Source organism: Microbulbifer elongatus (genome assembly GCF_020524885.1).
Taxonomy (GTDB): domain Bacteria; phylum Pseudomonadota; class Gammaproteobacteria; order Pseudomonadales; family Cellvibrionaceae; genus Microbulbifer; species Microbulbifer elongatus_A.
Map to the genome: position 1 here is coordinate 1,172,055 of NZ_JAIVKJ010000001.1, position 19,172 is coordinate 1,191,226.

Annotated in this window: 12 protein-coding genes; 3 read left to right on the forward strand and 9 right to left on the reverse strand. The window is 56.2% G+C overall.

From position 1 onward, the window contains the following. The first annotated feature begins 120 nt into the window (after positions 1–120). Positions 121–2,028 carry a CRTAC1 family protein gene (locus tag LC059_RS04985; RefSeq protein WP_226702705.1) on the forward strand — a complete coding sequence of 636 codons (1,908 nt, stop codon included), beginning with the start codon at positions 121–123 and terminating at the stop codon, positions 2,026–2,028. A gap of 62 nt (positions 2,029–2,090) precedes the next feature. Here LC059_RS04985 and LC059_RS04990 read toward each other — a convergent pair whose 3' ends face one another. The 5 genes from LC059_RS04990 to LC059_RS05010 form a co-directional block, all read right to left on the reverse strand. Then, positions 2,091–2,936: an aldo/keto reductase gene (locus LC059_RS04990; RefSeq protein ID WP_226702706.1), complete on the reverse strand. Its 846-nt coding sequence runs from the start codon at positions 2,934–2,936 to the stop codon at positions 2,091–2,093. A gap of 285 nt (positions 2,937–3,221) precedes the next feature. Beyond that, positions 3,222–7,358, reverse strand: coding sequence for a hypothetical protein (locus LC059_RS04995; RefSeq protein WP_226702707.1), 4,137 nt, complete (start codon positions 7,356–7,358; stop codon positions 3,222–3,224). Between the two features lie 187 nt (positions 7,359–7,545). Beyond that, positions 7,546–8,751, reverse strand: coding sequence for a hypothetical protein (locus tag LC059_RS05000; RefSeq protein ID WP_226702708.1), 1,206 nt, complete (start codon positions 8,749–8,751; stop codon positions 7,546–7,548). Continuing rightward, positions 8,748–10,673, reverse strand: coding sequence for an FAD-dependent oxidoreductase (locus LC059_RS05005; RefSeq protein WP_226702709.1), 1,926 nt, complete (start codon positions 10,671–10,673; stop codon positions 8,748–8,750). Before LC059_RS05005 ends, LC059_RS05000 begins: the two co-directional genes overlap by 4 nt. 6 nt (positions 10,674–10,679) lie before the next feature. Next, the gene (locus tag LC059_RS05010; protein ID WP_226702710.1) at positions 10,680–12,395 is read right to left on the reverse strand and encodes a sulfatase; all 1,716 of its coding nucleotides are present in this window, start codon (positions 12,393–12,395) and stop codon (positions 10,680–10,682) included. A gap of 293 nt (positions 12,396–12,688) precedes the next feature. Between LC059_RS05010 and LC059_RS05015 the strand changes: the two genes are divergently transcribed. Then, on the forward strand, positions 12,689–13,426 hold the full coding sequence (locus LC059_RS05015) for a FadR/GntR family transcriptional regulator (protein ID WP_226702711.1): 738 nt from the start codon (positions 12,689–12,691) through the stop codon (positions 13,424–13,426). 128 nt (positions 13,427–13,554) lie between these two features. Continuing rightward, complete coding sequence (locus LC059_RS05020) at positions 13,555–14,298, forward strand: FadR/GntR family transcriptional regulator (RefSeq protein ID WP_226702712.1); 744 nt, start codon at positions 13,555–13,557, stop codon at positions 14,296–14,298. An 89-nt stretch (positions 14,299–14,387) separates the two neighbouring features. Here LC059_RS05020 and LC059_RS05025 read toward each other — a convergent pair whose 3' ends face one another. Genes LC059_RS05025 through LC059_RS05040 form a run of 4 tightly spaced genes read right to left on the reverse strand, consistent with a single transcriptional unit; the run spans position 14,388 to position 18,868 of the window. Next, a complete protein-coding gene (locus LC059_RS05025; protein ID WP_226702713.1) occupies positions 14,388–16,673 on the reverse strand; it encodes a xanthine dehydrogenase family protein molybdopterin-binding subunit in 2,286 nt (761 codons plus the stop codon). Further along, positions 16,666–17,136: a (2Fe-2S)-binding protein gene (locus LC059_RS05030; RefSeq protein ID WP_226702714.1), complete on the reverse strand. Its 471-nt coding sequence runs from the start codon at positions 17,134–17,136 to the stop codon at positions 16,666–16,668. Before LC059_RS05030 ends, LC059_RS05025 begins: the two co-directional genes overlap by 8 nt. After that, entirely contained in the window at positions 17,127–17,747 is a 621-nt protein-coding gene (locus LC059_RS05035) for an NTP transferase domain-containing protein (RefSeq protein ID WP_226702715.1), read from the reverse strand. Before LC059_RS05035 ends, LC059_RS05030 begins: the two co-directional genes overlap by 10 nt. Next, a complete protein-coding gene (locus LC059_RS05040; protein WP_226702716.1) occupies positions 17,744–18,868 on the reverse strand; it encodes an XdhC family protein in 1,125 nt (374 codons plus the stop codon). The genes LC059_RS05035 and LC059_RS05040 overlap by 4 nt, the downstream gene beginning before the upstream one ends. Between the last annotated feature and the right edge of the window lie 304 nt (positions 18,869–19,172).

A 19,172-nucleotide genomic window follows, 5' to 3' on the forward strand; every position in this document is an offset into this window, starting at 1 on the left:
TAAATCGATTTCAGATTAGTTTCGGCAAGCGCGAAAAACTGAACAAAAATGAAGGGATTTATGCATAGGCTTTTTAAGAGACCCTGGCTTTTTAAGAGACCCTGCAAGTCTACACTGCTGATGGCTTGCTTTTCCTCCAGTCTCGCACTGGCAGCGACTGCCGAAAGCGAAAAATCGACCAGTCTTTTCACTGAAGTCTCGGATCTGATTCCCATCGAAAAGCGCGAGCGCCGTAAGTGGGATAGCCCCATGATTGCCGATCTGGATGGCAACGGCTTTCAGGATATTGTATTGACCGAGCACGCCCACAAAGTACAGATTTTCTGGAACGAAGGCGGTACATTTTCAGGTCCACAGGATTTGATTAGCGGCGATATGCACGGGCAGGGGCTCGGGGATTTCGACAATGACGGTCAGCTGGAAATTATCGTTGCCCAGGGTGGTGGCAATGGCAGCAATCCGAGAAAGCCTGTGCATTTCGAGGTTGGCAGGGACCGCTCCGTCAGCAAGGCCAGCATACTGTCGCATTTCGAAAAGGGGCGTGGGCGATCCATCAAGCCCTTTGATGGTGATAACGACGGTGACCTCGATCTGTTCCTGACTGGCTTTTTTACCCCGGAGCAGAAGTTCAAGGGGGCAAATCACCTGTACCGTAACGATGGCAAAGGCAACCTTGAATTCGTCCAGCACCTGCCATTCAGTGACCGCCTTAGCTATCTCTCGACCACCACCGATTTCAACGGGGACGGTGATGCGGATGTCCTGGTGTTTGGCGGGAACCGGCTCGTTGCGCTGGAAGGTGGTGAAGGGCTCACCTTTACCGAGGTCACCGAAGCGCGTTTCGGAAGCCTGAAAAGTATCAATGACATCAGCGCAATCTCTTCCATTGACTTTGATCGGGATGGGGACCTGGACCTGGTGCTCAGTCGCTCTGAACATCAGTTTGAGAACGAGACTTATCTTGACCAGGAAAACCAGCGCTATGCGTTCTTTTCCCGGTTTTCCTCGTTACAGCTGGATGACCTGAAGATTGATGGCGATCTGACACTGGAAAACCTGCAAATGGCGTATCCACACTTCGACGTATTCGCCGGCAAGGCCAGGAAGCGTCTGAAGATTGAATCCAGAGAGCAGTCACAGCGCTCCTGGGATGCCGACAGTTCCGGGTTATTGGATGTTGTTGTGTCAGCGCAAGAGGCCGCGGGTTTTCCCGATAACGCCTGTGCACCCGGGGTGAAAATCAAGGACCTGCCGGAGGACTCCCCGCCCGGTCTGTATGTAGGTTACATGGGGGAGGGGGTATGGCGTATTTGTAACCAGACCCTGTCCCCCACGGCTGCGGTAGTCCACAATGTGCGCTCGAACCCTTCCACCACCAGTGACGAAGCGCTACCCGCAAAACTGCTGGAAAACCGCGATGGAAAGTTTGTGGACGTAACGGAAGCCATGGGAATCCGTATCGGCGAGCAAACCACCGTCGCGCTGGTGGTGGATTTAAATAACGACGGCTGGGACGATCTCTATTTCAATCGTTACGGCAATATGGCGATGGAGAACCAGCAGATTGTGTATTTGAACCAGCAAGGGCAGACTTTCCAGCGCCTGGAGTCTCACGGAGTGGTCGCTACAGAGCGCGGCGCTACCGGCAGTGGTGCGGCCAAGATAGATTTCGATAAAGATGGCGACTACGACATTCTCACCGCCAGCGAGCGAGGACTGTGGCACCTGTTTAAAAACAACACAGAAAGCCTCAATGGCCATTATTTTATCGGCTTTACCCTGGGAGCGTCGCCCTCCGGTAAGGCATCGGTATTGGGGGCCGCGGTAGAGGTGCGCGCCTGTGGGAATACTTGGCGTCAGGTCGTGGGGGATTCCGCCTCTTCCTATGGCGTGCCAGTGAATAATGATCTGCTGTTTGGATTGGGCCAGTGCGATAAGGTGGATATCGTCAGTATCCGCTGGACCAATGGTGAGACCCAAGTCGTTAAGGGATATGAGGTGAATCGGTACAACGATACGCGTCACTGAACGATTCAGGTGGCTCGCTGAGCTCGAAAAGGCGGCACACCCTGTGCCGCCAGTCTTAAGCGCTAGCTGACGTTTTCCGGGTTCCAGTCTGGATTACAGCGATAGTCCCGGTTGAGCGAACTCAACGCTGCCATGTCCTCTCGGTCCAGCTCGAAATCAAACACGTTAAAATTTTCCTGTATCCGCGCCAAACGCACGGATTTCGGGAAGGTGGGAATTCCCTGCTGTAGAATCCAGCGGATACACACCTGTGCTTTGGATTTTCCATATTTTTTCGCAATCTCAAGAACACGGTCTTCCTCAGAGACCTGCATCCGCGCGAGAGGGCTGTACGCCGTCAGCTGGATACCTTTGCTGGTGCAGTAATCGCGCAGTTCTTTCTGGTACAGGTATACATTGTACTCAACCTGATTGACCGCCGGTGTCACCCTGGCGTAACCCTGCAGCTCCTCCAGGTGTCGTACAGTAAAGTTGCTGACGCCGATCGCGCGGCACCTTCCACTCGCGTATAGATCTTCTATTGCTAGCCAGTTTTCCTTGCGGCTACCAGGGCTGGGCCAGTGCATCAGGTAAAGATCGATCACGTCTCGCTGTAGTTTATCCAGGCTCCGATCAAAGGCTTCCAGCGTGTCTGCGTGCCCTTTGGCTTCCGGGGTAAGTTTCGTGGTGACGAAAATATCGCTATCGCCACTCTTCTGCGCCCATTTCTGCAAGGCTGAACCCACGTCCTGCTCGTTCTCGTAGACCTCCGCGGTATCGATGTGCCGATAGCCCGTGTCGAGGGCGTTCAGCACGGCATCTTGCGTTTCCTGTCCTGGGGGAGAAGACCAGACACCAAAGCCGAGTAGTGGCATTTGAAGTCCGTTGTTCAAGGTCACACTTTGCGATGACGGAGTTGTGGATTGCATGTTTTCTCTCATAGCTCTTGTATTGATCCTTGTATTGACCCTGGCTCAGGTTTGCGTGGCCAATAGTACTAAGGAACCTCTGAATAATTACTGCGCGTGTGTCTGGCGGCATCCGGCTGTGCTCTCAATGCTCACGTACTGCAAGTACGCTCCGCTTGTTCCGCGCAGGCGGCTACCACCAGACACCCGCTCGCTACATTATTCAGAGGTTCCCTAATTAGAAAGGGCCAGTTGCTTTCACAACTGACCCTTTAAACCACCTTTTATCCGTTTAAAAGGTTGTGGTTAATCCCAGCGCTCTACCGGACACGCCTGCATGCCATAGTAGTTGCACACGCGCGCCGAATAGGTGTTGTCGTCAATAGACTCCAGCTTCGGCTCCGGGAAGCCAATCATCTCCAGACTATAGATATTGATATTGAAGTTGTAATCAATACCCGGCTCGTTGCCATCAATTACGCCGCCGATGGAAGGGCCAATATAGATCTGCCCCTGACGAGACCACTGATCAGTCGAAGGCAGACAGACGTTTTCGCACATGGGGTTAGTGTTGGCGAAGTAGTCCAGCTGGTCCTGCTTCAGGTGTGCATCCATGCCGTTGTTCACCGTCACATTGTAAATATGCGACTCTTCGAACCAGCCTGGCTTTAGCCCGGTTCGCTGGTGCACGTTATCCAGACAGCTGCCAATCGGGTTGATACGTGCCGCCCACTGGTTGACGCCGCGGGCGTAGGGCTGCGCAGAGCAACCTGCACCGTAGGTAGCATCAATTTCGGCGCGCCACTGTTCGCGCGTATACGCCTGGCCGGCGGGGCTGAACAGTTCAACGTAACCATCGTCAACGCGCACTGCGAAGCCACAACCGTTGGAGATCACACCGTCTACCTGCACGGATCCGTTCTCCTGGAAATGCGGGCCAAACATGACCGGCGCCAGACAATCGGTGCCGCTGATGTTCTCTGCGAAGATATTGCGGATGCCACCCTTGCCGAAGTCCTTCATGGTGAGGTTGTCCGTCTCCATGCGCAGCGTGATACCGCCTTCGCTGTGCAGGTCGCGGAACAGGATATTGTCCGCCGCGTAGGTCTGGATAACGCCGTAGCCAAACAGGGAGTTACGCTGGTCTACCTTCTCGATAATGCCGTTAACCGGCCAGAAGATATCGTTGCCTCTCTGGGTGATACCCACAAGGAAAGAGGCAAATATCGTCTTGTTATCTTCGATGGTAAAGTTGGAGAATTTGAAGTTTTCAATATCCCCCATCTTGAACACCGCGGTTCTCTCGTTCGGTGCATTGCGCAGATCGATGGTGAATCCGTCACCCAGGCCCACAAAGCTAAAGTTTTCCGCTTTGCCCTGGTTGCCGTTACCCATCTCAAACATCCAGACGTTGTACCCGCCTCCCTCGGCCATGTGGAAGGTCACACCTTCTTCCATTTCCATGTGCACGTTTGAGCGCAGGTGCAGGCTGCGGAAGTAGTAGTCACCGGCCGGTACAGTCAGCTTGCCGCCGCCCAGGTTACTGCTGATGTCATCCAGAGCGGCCTGCATTGACGCGGTATCGTCACCGGCATCCAGGTTGTTCACACCGTAGTCGGTTACCGCATTGCGGGTTACCGCGAAAGAGGTGGGTTCGGTGTAGAAGTCACTGTCGGCCACCGCCAGCGGTTCCGGGCGCGGGTTACTGGTGTAAGTACCACTACCGTCGTGATAACCGTAGTCTGGGCCCTCGTATTCACCATCATCGCCATCACCGCTATCACCGGAACCTTCGTTGCCGGTGAGGCGGTAGTCATCGATGATGACTTTGTCGCCCACTTCCAGACCACCGAAGAAGAACGAGGGCAATACATCAACGATGTCGCCGCCATCGGTCAGCTTCCAGGTGTTTGGAATGGTGAAAGACTCCAGGCCGGTGATTGAGTCAACAAAGGTAATGTCTACCCACTGGCCAAAGTCCGCAGAGCTTACTGTTGCGGTGTAGTCTGCGGTAACGCCCTGCGCTGCGGTGACCTTACCGTACTTGCCGCCGTCCAGGGTGACGTTCCAGGGCAGCAGGTGATGCTTGATGGTCACGTCTTCGGTACCGACATTGCCTGCCGCTTTTTCCACGCGAACGCGCAAAGTGACCGCTTCGATCTCTTTGCCAATGGAGCCACCGCCGAACGCATTGCTCCACGGGTTGGCCGCACCCCAGCGATGCCAAAGCATCGATTGGTTGGTGATATTGGTTTGATCACTATCGTCGCGGTAGGAGAGGGCATTGGAGTTCTGGTAGCCAAGGCCGCTTTCCAATCCGATCGTGCCAAAGTTCGCGAGCACATAGCCCCAACCACCGTTTTGCGCGACGGTTGCGTCCTCAAAGTCGTAATCGATGCTAAAGCCCGTTGGCGCCGGTGGCGCTTCGCCGGCAACAGTGGTTGCTTCGTAGTCATCGAAAAAGATCTTGTCGCCCACCTCGGTGTTGCCGAACTTGAACTCGGGATAAATTTCCAGTTCGCTGCCAGCGGTCGGGATCCAGGTTGCCGGGAACATAAAGTCGATGGCATCACTGCCCTCGAGCACGAAATCCACTTTCACCCAGTCGCTGCTACCAGCAGGAATGGTGCCGACCAGACGCGGAGACATTTCGGTAGCCGCGCTGATTTTAGTCGCCTTGGTGCCGTCGACCACGCCGTAAGGCAGTAAATAGTGGATTAGCTGGATATCTTTCTCAGTGACCAGTTCGGTTCGCACCCATACCGACGCCGCTGTCAGGGTATCACCAAGAATTTCGGTGTTACCGAATGCCGCGCTAAACGGGTTGCCAGTCCAGTCCTGATACAGGGTGCCGGTTTGCTCGGGGTTGATATTGGTGCTGTTGTCTGTCCACGACAAAGCGGACGAACCGTTGCGACCCCGGCCATCTGCAAAGCCGATGATACCGCGGTCTTTGATGGTTTCGATCCAGCCTTGTTTGCCCTGGCTTTCCGCCACTTCGTTGGTGTCGAAGTTATGGGTGAAGGTGGATGTACCATCCGAACTGCCGCCATCCCCGCCGTCTGAGCCACCTGAGCCCGATCCACCAGAACCCGATCCACCAGAATCACCACCATCCTGTTCACCAGTGTCTTCACCGAGAATAAGCTGGTAGTTGTCCACATACACCTTGTCACCGACGTCGAGACCGCCGAAAAGGATATCCGGATACACCTGGATCGGAGACTCACCATCGTAGTGTTTCCAGGTATCTGGGATAGTGAAGGCACTGAAGCCGGTTTTACTATCCACCAGATTTACCTGTACCCAGGTACCGTTATCAGATGCGGGAATCGTCGCATTGTATTGCGGACCTACGTCGAGACCGGCGCTCAGGGTGGGGCCTTTCTTATCATCGATAAGCGGATAGGGGATCAGGTGATGTTGAACCGTGACATCGCCGGGTACCGCTTTTTCAACCTTCACCCAAAGGGAAACGCCCTGAACGGTGAGGCCTTGCGATTCACCGAGGACAACCGTCCATGGATTGATGTTGTCTTTATTGGTTCTGTTGTTAAAGCGCAGGCCATTCTGGGTGATGTTGGTATTGGGACTGGTATCTTCGTAGGAGTAGGCTGCAGAGTCATTGATGCCCGCGCCCTCCTCAAATGCCATAACACCGCGATTTTGCGTGGGGTATACCCAGCCTTCCCAGTTGTTGTTTTCTGTCTGGATTTCGTTGATGTTGAAATCGTAATTGAACACGACGGTACCGTCGTCAACACTCTTCTGAGCGTCTAGTGGAAATGCGTCTTCAGCGTCGTTTACACCGTCGCCATCCGTGTCCGGATTGAAACGATCAGTACCGTTGATTAGTTCGTTTTCGTCGCTAACACCATCATTGTCGTTGTCGGTATCTGCGTTATTGCCGATGCCATCGCCATCGGCGTCTTCGGTCTCTGAAGGATCCAGTGGGAATACATCCACCGCATCGTTTACACCGTCACCATCGGTGTCTGGATTCAGCGGGTCAGTGCCTTTTTCGGCTTCCTCGCTGTCACTGACGCCGTCGTCGTCATCATCGGTATCCGCATTGTTACCGATGCCATCTGTGTCGGTATCCATCCACTCGGTTGAATCGAGAGGGAATACATCTTCGCCGTCATTCGTACCGTCACCATCCGTATCTGGATTTCTCGGTTCGGTTCCGTTGGCGACTTCATCGACATCGGTAACACCATCATTGTCATCGTCGGCATCGTCTTTGTTTTTGATGCCATCGCAATCGTAGTCTTTGCCCCCGGCATTGCCGTTGCCGGTGGGTTTATCGTGATTGGGGAGGCAGGATGCGCTGGTCTCCAGCTCCTCGCCGTCGATCTGTGCAAGCGCAGCACCGCTTGTCAGCAGTCCGCCGGCCAGTAGCGCAGACAGTAAGATGCGTCTATTCGCTAGGTGAGATTTCATTATTTCTTTTCTCCATGTCGCTATTATTTTTGTCGTCATGATGCGTGTCGAAATCTATCCAGTTACAGCATTGGGTAGTGATTTCACTTATACATAGGCTTGGATGTGGTATTTCAACTCGTCATATTCCTCCTTGCGTAATTGATTGCTTACACATTTTTCTAAAAAATCTGTTCATTATTGTCGGCTATAGCCGCGCGAGATTTTGCTGTCGAAACGATTCAAGTAACGCTTGGTCAATGGAGCCTTCTGGTGCTTCCGCCAGATACCAGTAGGCCTTCCTTGCAATAACAAAGTTGTCGTGGTTGAGCAGGGTGCTAATGGATTGATTGATACCTGCGTCACCTGCGGCATGCTGTCTCAGCAGCGCGAGTAGCCGGTGAACCTCATGGAACGAGTCCCATTGGCTGGCGTTGAGGGAGAGGTCAATTAGTAGTGATCTGTCGGTGATCTCATCGGTTTTTTGCAAATGCGCGATGATTTCAAGCCGCAGCTTGGAGTCGTCGGTGTTGGCAAACTCCCGCAAGACCCGGAAGCTTCTCTCCGTCGGTAGCGTTTCCAGGTAGTCAAAAACGTCGGGGTAGAGCGCAGTCTTTTGTTGTGCAAGCAGCTGCTTAACCAGCGTATCTATACGGTCGCTTTCCAGGCCTTGGCGGGCTACCTGCTGTAGCGCAAATGAAGCTTCTGCATCGCGGTCTGACACGATCAGGTTTGGCAGCTCTTCTGCAGGTAACTCATCGCCGCTCAGGTTCCGAATGAGCCCCGTCAGCGCACCATTGGCAAAGTGCCAAAGGGTGTAACAGGTCCAGATGGCCCCTTCCACATAGTCTGATTTGCGCAGAGATACGGTAGCGCCGGTAAGGCCATCTACCCGTTCACCACCCGCATTGGGGAGAATCAGTTCGTCCTTGGAGAGATCGGCGAGTCCCGATTCCCGGTTGCTCAGAACGGACTGGAGTTTCTGGTAATCCGCCTCGGTGAAATCTTCTTCGTTACCTTTTTCAAGATCCGTTGGCGGTTCCAGGGAAAAATGTGTGTAGCGCCCGAGCCAGTCCCAGTGCAGGCGCACGATATCGATCTTGCAGATACCTTCGCCGCAGTACACGGAGGGTACATCCATGTAGTAATCACTGCGGTAGGGCGCATCGGCATCCTCAATATCCTGATACAGCGTCCGCGTCTCCTCTCCCCCGGATTTGTTGGCCGGATGGTAGAAGCGCACTTTGTGTGCGCTGGTCTTCTCGCTTTCGTCCACCGGTGATGAGTGACTGAAGGCGGCAGCCGCTGGCCTTTCCCCGGGTGTGATGAACTCCGCCGTTTCCACGCCGCAACCCTGCAGGCTGAGCAGTAGGGTTGCGGTGGTCGCGATTAGGGTGCGCTTGCGGTCCATCATGCGTAGGCGCGTACTTCGAACAGTTTTACGGTGGGCTTACCGTAGGTTTCGGTGACCCGTACCCGCAATGCGGTGGTTTTTACCGGCGGGAAGTCGAAGCGAATCAGGCGAGTGCGGTTTTCGCTGATGGTGCCCATCTCTTGCCACTTGCCTCCTACCCGGGCAGAAATGGACAAGGATTTGACCATCTCTTCCGGCACGCTGTTGTTGAACAGTTCGTCGTTCAGTGAGTCCTTGCGCATCATGATGTTGCGCTTCACGTTGGTATCGCACTTGATCTCAAAGGTGGACAGGGTCACCGGATCCGTCCATTCCAGCTGAACCTCGGCCGGCAGCTCCGCGGATTGCCAGTGGTGAATATCCTCGTTGACATCCCGTGCAATGCCGTCGGTCAGTAGTGCCGGTTTGCCAGACTTGGTGCTCGAGGCAATGATCTCGGCGGATTGTTTGGCGAGGTCCAGCGGGTCTTGTGCCGGGCGTTTGGGAATATACACATCATCCCGCAGCAGCTGTTCCTGCAAGGCATCGATATGTTTGTGGGCAATTTCCCGCGGTGTGACGTTTTGTTCCAGGCACAGATGTGCTGCGGTGCCTACTGCCTGGCCCATCAGTGCGCAGGTAGCCATGATACGGGAGGACGCCAGTGCAATATGGGTCTGGCTGACGTTGCGCCCGGCGAACAGCAGGTTGGGCACGTTGCGGGAGTACAGGCTGCGGAAAGGCACCTGGTACACCTCGTCAAAGTGCGCGTGGAAAATCGTGGGCGCCATATGGATGTTTTCCATACCACCCGGATTGTGCTCGTCGATACCCCAGCCGCCGAAGGCAACGGCATCCTTGAAGTGACGGTTTTCCGTCAGGTCTTTTTCTGAATGGATGTAGTCACCGATAAAGCGGCGGGATTCGCGGCGTGAGGGGAGGGAGCCCACCCAGTCCAGCGCGAGGTTTGCACTTTCCGGGAATTTTCCGGAGTTCTTGATGTAGTCCCACACCCCGTGCAGGTACCCCATCAGTTTGTGACGGTTGATTTCCTGGTCGGCGATGATGTCGTCGTCACTGCCCACTTCCACCCACCAGATGCCCTCATGGTAGGCGTCGAACTTGCGGCGCTTGTGAGCATTTTCCGCATCGAACTTGATTGCCCAGCTGGGGGCGCGATAGGGGGCGGGCTTGCCCATGTCCTTGGCAGACATCAGCAGGGATGCACCCATTTGCCAGCCATCGGGCTCGTCCGGGGCGAAGGTCTCGTCGAACTCTTTTTTGCCTTCGCGACCGGTGCGATATTCAGCACCGGCAGTCGCAGCGATCAGACCATCACCGGAACAGTCGATAAAGTAGGGCGCCGTGATCAGGTATTCGGTTTCGGTGGTCAACTGCCAGCAGCGGATCTTGGCGATGCGATCGCCCTGCATAATGGCTTCAATACCCTGGGTGTTGAGCATCAGGGTGATGTTGGACTCGCGAATCACGAAGTCGTATAGCACATGGTCCCAAACCGGGAAGGACTCCTGCGGGTTCTCAAAGCGGTTGTGCAGCAGCATTTCTTCGATGATGCCGGTCTCGCGTTCGGCGAGGCCGGTTTTCAGGCGGTTAACCCCGTTCAGGTGCACACGCATTTCACTGGATGCGTTGCCGCCGAGTACCGGACGATCCTGAATCAGCACAACTTTACGGCCGAGACGCGCAGCGGATACGGCGGCACAGATACCGGCAGCGCCGCCACCGATGACGGCAACATCGTAGCTATCTTCCCGGTGGCGCACGGGTGTCTCGGATTTTCCGGTACCCAGGTGCAGCCACTGATCTTCTTTGCGGTTGCTGATCAGGGCATTCGGGCTGCCGGCAGCGGCAGCCGGCTGAGATACCAGAGTCGTGCCTGCAACAGCGGCGGCACCGGCTTTAAAAAAGTTTCTTCTTTTCACTGATATTTACCTCTTGGCAATCTGTTCGGCGCTTGCGGTGCTGGCGGTGTTCTCGGTGGTCAGGGCGGTCATCGCGGTCAGTTTCAGATCTGCGCGCATTTGTTGTAACAGCCTTGCCACCACGGGCTGGTTGTTTTCGGCTACGTTGCGGGTTTCTTTCGGGTCGCTTGCATGGTCGTAAAGCTCAACGAACAGTGGGGCAGCGCCGATATCGCGAGTGTCTATCCAGGCGATCATGCGATAGCGTTCGCTACGCATGGAGTAGCCCATCAAATGCTGTTCAAACAGTTCGCGATCCCAGGTCGATTTCTGCTGTTGCTGGATTTTTTCTTCCACGCGCACAATCAGGGTTTTGAAGTAGGTTTCGCGCATGCCCGGACGCAGTGGGTAGGCACCCCATTCGCGCAGTGCCGGGTTGGGGAACTGACTGTAAGCGGCGGTACTCCAGTCCTGGTCGGGGCTGTCCAGCAGCGGAACCAGGCTTCGGCCCTCGATGTGGGAAGGGCGCGGGATACCAGCCAGTTCGGACAATGTGGGGTACATGTCGATCAGTTCTACCAGTGCGTCCGTCTTGGCGTTCTGCGGGTTGGCCCGGGTTGCCGCGGTAGAAATAATCAGTGGCACGCGGGCAGCGATTTCATAGTTGGTGGCCTTGCCCCAGATCCCCATTTCGCCGAGGTGGAAACCGTGGTCGCTCCATAAAATGACGACGGTGTTGTCGAGTACGCCTTCCGTTTTCATGGCATCCAGCATGCGACCGATCTGTGCATCCACGTAGCTGATACAGGCCAGATAGGCATGGCGTAGGGTCAATGCCATTTCCGGAGAAATGGGTGTGTCTTTAGGGATGTCGAAGAAGGTTCTGAGCTCGAAAGACGCATGCAGGCCCATGGCCGCGCTATTCTCGGGCGCGTCCGTCTGTGTCGTCATCGCGATGTCTTTGGGGTCGTAAAGATCCCAGTATTTTTTCGGCGCGATCCACGGCAGGTGCGGCTTGTTCATGCCGAAGCCGAAGAAGATCGGCTTGTCGGATTTCTTGAGCAGGTCTTTCAGGGTGACGATGGCGAGGTCTGTGTTATAGCCATCGATATACGCATTGTCGGGAACGTCCGCGCCTTCCGTCGCCGGCCCGCGGCCGAGGCCAAACTTGGCCTGCTCGCCGTATTTCTCGAACATGGCCTGGCGGTTCTTGTGTTGAACCTCGGAGTTTTCGGCAATCGCGTAATGGCCAGGTGCCCTGGAGCCCTCGGGCATCAGTTCGGTCGCGGCTTTTACATTCCAGGAGTGGTCATCGTCCTTATCGCCATGGTGGAAAATCTTTCCCACGTAGGTGGCGTTGTAGCCGTTATTGATGAAGTGCTGGGGCAGGGTAACCACATCGGGTTTCTGATCGCGAAACTTCACGTAGTTGTGGGTGACACCGAGGGTGTCCGGGCGCATGCCGGTCAACGCACTGGCGCGAGAGGGGCCACAGATTGCCTGTTGCGCGTATGCCCTGTTAAAGGTCACCCCTTCCCGGGCGAGCTTGTCGAGATTGGGGGTGACCGCGATTTCGGCGCCATAGGGCCCGATTTCCGGGCGCAGGTCGTCGATGGAAATAAACAGGATGTTGGGCTTCTCGGCCGGGGTTTCTGCCGATACTTCGGCAGCACTGAGTAGCGGGCTCACCAGGGCGGCAACGCCACAAACAATGAACCTGACCGCGTTCCTGGGTATACGCACCCGTTTTCTCCTCTTATTCTTTTTTATAGTCCGGGCAACTGTGCGCTCTGGAGGCACACTTCGACCCGGTAATGTTTGGACGAAGTTAAACATATGATGTTTAACTTGACAATATGTTTGGTGTGTTGGGTGGCGTGGGCGTGAGGCCTGGGTTTTGCCATGAACGGCTGCTATGGGAACTTCATTGCGTTGAATGTCAGCAACCGGGGTCGAAGTTTCTTTTACCGTCAGGATTTGCGCCGATTGGGAATAATTTGTTGTTTGCGCAAAGGTATAATGTTTAAATAGGTTGTATGAGCGAATTAATCTATTACGATCTGAAGCGCGCCCCGACCATGTCGCCCAGTCTGTCTGTACAGGTGGCGCGAGAACTCGGCCGCAGAGTGGTATCCGGTGCCTTTGAGCCCGGCAGCCTGATTGATGACGAGTCCGCCCTGGCAGACCGCTATCAGGTAAGTCGCGTTGTTGTGCGCGATGCGGTCAAGATATTGGTGGGTAAAGGCCTGCTGGATGTTCGCCGTGGCATTGGCACCAAGGTGCGCCCGCGCAACCAGTGGATTCTGCTGGATGACGATGTGTTGGCCTGGCACCTTTCTGCGCCGCCCAATCCTGCCTTTCTCAAGCAGTTGATGGAAATTCGCCTGGCCTTTGAGCCCAAGGCATCACGCTGGGCCGCAGAGCGCGCTACCCCGGAAGATCTCGCCGAAATTGAGGCGGCCTGTAACCGAATGGCCGAAGAGCGGGGTTCTGCAGAGGACTTTGTAATCGCGGATTCCATGTTCCACCGCGCCATTATCAAGGCAGCTCGCAACAGTATCCTCACGGCGATGGAGGGAGTGATTTACTCCGCGCTGTTGGTGAGTATTCGCGTGACCAACAAAGACCCCCGGGAGAACGGCGCATCGGTGCCTTTCCACCGGGAGGTGTACGACGCGATTGCTGCCGGCGATGGCGATAAGGCCGAGCAGCTAACCGAGAACCTGCTGCAGGACACCAGCCGTCGCTTGCAGCTGGAGAAGAGTGTGGCTTGATTCGCCCGATGCTCTAGTGATTCCTGATCCCTGATCCCTGATTCCTTCCTGAATTCTTTCGAATTCTGAGCACTTGCTTGCCAACAAATTAGTTGGCAAGTTCTACATGCTATGTTTATATGCATCGCATGAGTGAACTAGTTTATTACGATCTGAAACGCTCGGTGTCTATGTCTCCGAGCCTCTCCGTTCAGGTGGCCCGCGAACTGGGTCGCCGTATTGTTGCCGGTGCCATTGATCCGGATACCCTGCTTGATGAAGAAAATACCCTGGCTGAGCGCTTTAAGGTCAGCCGAGTTGTGATCCGCGATGCGGTCAAGATTCTCGTCAGCAAGGGTATGCTGGATGTGCGCCGTGGTATCGGTACCCGCGTGCGCCCGCGCAACGACTGGAATCTGCTGGACGACGATGTACTGGCTTGGCACCTGTCGGCGCCGCCCAGTCGTGAATTTCTGATGCAGCTGCTGGAAATCCGCCTGGCATTCGAACCCAAGGCCGCACGCTGGGCTGCGGAGCGCGGCTCGGAAGAGGATATCGCGGCAATCAAAGACGCCTGCGACCGTATGGAAGCCGCGGTCGGATCCTCGGAGAATTTTGTGGTTGAGGATGCCCTGTTCCACAAGGCAATCCTGCATGCGGCCAATAATGACATCCTGACCGCGATCGAGGGTGTGATTTATTCTGCATTGTTGGTGAGTATCAAAATCACCAACCAGACCAAGGAGAGTAACCTCAAGTCGATCCCGTTCCACCGCAGCCTGTACCAGGCGATAGCGGATGGCAAAGGGGATAAGGCCGAGAAAATGGCCGGAGACTTGCTGGAAGATGCCGCTACGCGGTTGCGTAAGGAAATCGAAGCGGGCAAGGAGTAAATCCTAAGCTTTCCTCGAAAGCAGCGCGACGAAACGCCTGTTTACTGCGAGCCATCCTGAAGATGGCTGCGCGAGTAAGCAGGCGTTTTTTATACCAACTGCATATGCTTATTGATCGGGAGGTCGCGGATACGCTCCCCGCATGCGCTAAAGATGGCATTAGTGATGCTGGGGGCAACCGGTGGTACACCGGGCTCGCCCACACCCGCTGGCGGGTGCTCCTGGCCCATCAGGGTGACGCTCATGTTCGGGCACTGCTGCAGGCGCAGTAATGGGTAGTCGTGGAAGTTGCTATTCACCACCGCGCCATTCTCCATACGGATCTCGCCCATCAGCGCCAGGCTGATACCGAAGACCATGGCGCCTTCCATCTGCGCTTCCACCCGGTCCGGGTTGACCGCGAGCCCAACGTCGGCGACACAGTGCATTTCCAGGATTCGCACCTTGCCTTCCTCAACACGCACCTTGGTGGCGATGCCCACGTAAGACAGGAAGCTGCGATGCACGGCAATTCCCCAGCCTTCGCCGGATTTGCGCGCGTGATCCCCGAGTTTTGACAGGTCCGCTTTTTCAGCCGTGGCCTTCAGCACCTGCTTCAGGCGCCCGGTGTCGAGTGGGAATTTTTTCCAGTTGGCGCCGTGGTTGGCATATTTGAATTTGCCCTGGCTGGGGTTGAACTGGCGATCTTCGCCGATCAGTTCCAGCAGGAATTCATCGGGGCGGCGGTTGTTCAGCCGCGCCAGTTCGTCGGCAAAACTGCAGATGCCGAACGCATTCTGGATATTTGCCACTGAACGCAGCCAGCCGATGCGCGCTTCGTATTCTGCCGGGGCGGTTTCGCACTGCCGGTTGGCGATATCAAACGGCGCATCCGCAAAGCCGAGGCTCATTTCGCCATTGTTCGGGTGCTTCACGCCGTTCTTGAAAGTCCCGGTAATGGATGGGAAGGCGGTGCGCTGTCGCCAGCCGGTTACCTGGCCGTCGTCGTCCATCGCCGCTTCGAAATAGGAGGCGGCTGCCGCATGGTAGTAGTCGTGGCGGATATCGTCTTCGCGGCTCCATACCACTTTAACCGGGCGTTTCAGTTTGCGTGCGAGTACTGCGGCCTCGACGGCAAAGTCAATTTGCGACTTGCGGCCAAAGCCGCCGCCCAGCAGGGTGACGTTGACTTTTACCTGATCCGCTTCGAGCCCAAGGGCCTGGCTCACATGTTGTTGTACCGATTGCGGATCCTGTACGCAGGACCAGATTTCACAGTGGTTCTCTTTCACCTCGGCCGTGGCGCTGGGGGGTTCCATGGCGGCATGGGCAAGGTAGGGCACGGAGTAAACCGCGCTGTGTTGATCCTTGGCATTTGCTAGAGCGTTGTTCACATCCCCGTGCTGGGTGAGCACTTTCCCTGGCTGCTGCACGCGCTTTTTTAGTGTCTCGAGATAGGCGTCGCTGTTGTGCGTTGCGTGGGCGCTTTCGCTCCACTGAATCTTTAACGCTTTGCGTGCCTTGAGTGCGGCCCAGGTATTGGTCGCAAGTACGGCCACTCCGGAAAGCGGGTGGAACAGTGGCGGCTCGATACCGCCGTCCATGGGTTCGATTGCAACTACACCGGATACCTTGCGGGCTTCGCTGTCGTCCAATGATGCGACTTTTGAGCCGAGCACCGGCGCGCGCTCGATACTCGCAATCAACATATTGTCGAGGATGACATCCTGCCCGAAGGTGGTGTTGCCGGTCACGATATCGGGTGTGTCGTAGGTGGCGACTGGCTTGCCGATATAGTTGAAGTTTTTGGCGCTCTTCAGCACCAGGGTTTCTTCCGCAGGCACCTTCTGGGTCGCGGCGAGTTCGGCCAGTTCACCGAAGCTGGCGGAGCGCTTGCTGGCCGTGTGGAGTACCCGATGGTTGCCAGCCTTACATTCCTCGACCGGTACCGACCACAATTGCGCGGCCGCCTGCTCGAGCATCGTGCGCGCGCTTGCGCCCATGGTGCGCATGGTGTCGTAGAACTGACGGACACTGCGGGAGCCATCGGTATTCTGGCTGCCGTAACGCTTGTCCCCCAGCCCCTGTATCACCTTCACCAGGTTCCAGTCTGCCTCCATTTCATCGGCCACCACGGCGGGCAGTCCGGTGCGGATACCCTGACCCATTTCCGAGCGGTGGCACACAATGGATACGGTGTTGTCCGGGGCTATGCTCACAAACAGGTTCAGGGTAGCGTTCCCCGATTCCGTGGCGGTGTCTGCCCAGGCCGGCTGAATGTTTGGCAGGGTAGCGCCCAGTACCAGTCCACTGCTGCTGATACCGGCGAGTTTGAGGAAGCGGCGGCGGCTTACCAGGGAGATTGTGTTTTCGTCTTGCAGGGTGTGATCAGTCATTGCTGTTGCCTCCCTCGTAGAATTGCACCGCGTCTTTAATGGCGGCCTTGATGCGCGGATAGGTGCCGCAGCGACAAATATTCCCACTCATCGCGCTGTCGATTTCCTTCTCGGAGGGCTGCGGGTTTGCCGCGAGTAGGGCGGCGGCCGACATTAATTGACCGCTCTGGCAGTAACCGCACTGGGGCACATTGTGTTTCACCCAGGCCTGTTGCAGGGGGTGATCGCCGGCATCGCTCAAACCTTCAATAGTGGTAATTCTCGCGCCCTTTGCGGCGGCGATGGGTGTCAGGCAGGCGCGAGCGGGGTTGCCATTAATATGAATGGTGCAGGCACCGCAGAGACCGGCACCGCAACCAAACTTGGTGCCGGTCATTTTCAGTTCGTCGCGCAGTGCCCATAGCAGCGGCGTGTCATCGTCCAGGTCCACCTGGTGAACCTTGCCGTTGATGGTTAGTTCCATAGTGCTTCTCCATTGCTGAATTCGTTATTGCTGTTTTGCCAGCGGAGCCAGTCGTCGGGGGTGTCGATGTCGATGGCGGCGCTGTTCATGGGAATGGTGTTGGCTGGTTTGGCGTACTGCACAAGTAGTGTCTTCGCACCTCTGTCACCTTCAAGTGCGCGTAATTCGGAAAATAAGGGCCGGGGGAAAATCGCAGGTACACCCGGTGCGCCATGGTAAAGGGCACAGGTCAGAGCTTTCGATTGCTGCCAGTGCCGATAAAGCTGCCGTATATCGGCGCTATTGACTGCAATCTGGTCGCCCAGTAGTAGCAGTACCGCCTGCGTATTTTCCGGCAAGCAGCCCATCGCAAATGCAATGCTTGTCCCCAACCCTTGTTCCCAGCCTTGGTGGTGGTGTAACAAAAGATCGGGGTGCGCGTGCCGGATGTCTTCGTGCCAGGCACCGGTGATGATGAGTGGCGTGGGGAGGCCGGCTTCTCGCACAGCCTCTACCCGCCGCTGTAGTACGGATTGTCCACCCTGATCCAGCAAGTGCTTGCAGTCACCAAACCGGCGCGCGGCACCGGCAGCGAGGATCACGGTGGCAAAATTTTCGTTAACCGCGCTCATGGAAGAGCCTGCGACGCGGGTTGCGGGCGGGCCTGCGGGGCGCGCTTGCTGAGCGCATTGCCGGATTTTCCATGCAGCACACTGTGGATTTCAGCGCAGGTAGCCAGCGCGATGCTCTCCGGCAGCTCGCCACCCAGGTCGAGGCCGATCGGTGCCCGCAAAATACCATTCAATAGCGACTCCGTCTCGCAGGCGGAAATTCCGCTCAGGGCGAGAACGCGATCCCGCCGGCTAGTAGGGCCGAGTAGCCCCAGGTATTTAAGCGGGCGCCGATGTAAAAGCCGCACTGCGGCGGCGTCCAGGTTCAGGTTGTGACTCATGGTTACTGCGGCGTCAATACTGTTCAGGTCCAGAGCATCTGACAGTGCATCGGGGTGGCAGCGGTAGCTTGCGCAATGTGGGAAGTAAGCCGGGCGGGCGTTTGCCGGTCTTGGGTCGCACAGGCTCACTTGCCAGCCCTGTGCGTTGAACTGCTGCGCCATGGGGCGTGCGTCCACACCGCCGCCAATAATCAAGATATGCGGTGTTGGGGATATCGGGGTATTCAGCCAGAGGGCGCCCTTGCTCTTGGTCAGCATGGGTCGTTTAAGGGGGATGCCAGCTTCGTGGTCTTCGGGCAGAAGAGGGCGTAGCTCCGCCATTGGCGCGCCGCCTTCATCACCGCTGTCCCTCTCATCTTTCTTATCCCTGAGCGGGATCCTCTGGCGGAACACCACGGGCTGTCTGTTATCCAGCTGCTCTCTCAGCTCTGCCAATTGCAGGTAACCGTTTTCCGCGGTGATGGGTTGCAGCAGGATATCTACCTCGCCGCCACAGCCAATGCCCAGCTGGAAGGAAACATCGTCCTCATCGTTGCCGTCATAGCGAATGGTTGCGGCTTTTCCAGAGGCGAGTACCTTGCGCGCGTGGCGCTGGATGTCGGACTCCAGGCAGCCACCACTCAACAGGCCGAAGTACCTTCCCAGGTCATCACACAACATCATCGAGCCGGGTTTGCGATAGCTGGATCCCGCAGTCTTGTAAACGGTACCGAGTACCCACTGCCGCTCATCGCGCTGGGGTTGCCAGATTTCCAGCAGGGTAGAGAGGTGGTTCGCGGCCCGGGGGCTTGTGCTCTGCATGTTGGTCTCTGCGTTTTCTGTCGTTTGTTCTTATTGCTCATTCTTAGTACTCGACGAATCTTGCCGGAGTGCCGGCAAGCTGGCCTTTCTGGCTGGCGCGCTGCCAGGTTCGCCAACCCTAGCACGCCCCGTCCGTTACCTGTCAGGTAGTGGAGTCCGCTCGGCGCGCCAGCCGCACAGCTCAACGACAACAACCTGGTACGTCCAACATCCCCAGATTCGCAGCTCCGCTTTGGCGAATAATAACAGTTGTAACTGCAAACATCATATGTTTATATAGGTTGCATGGAGTGCAAGTTGGTAC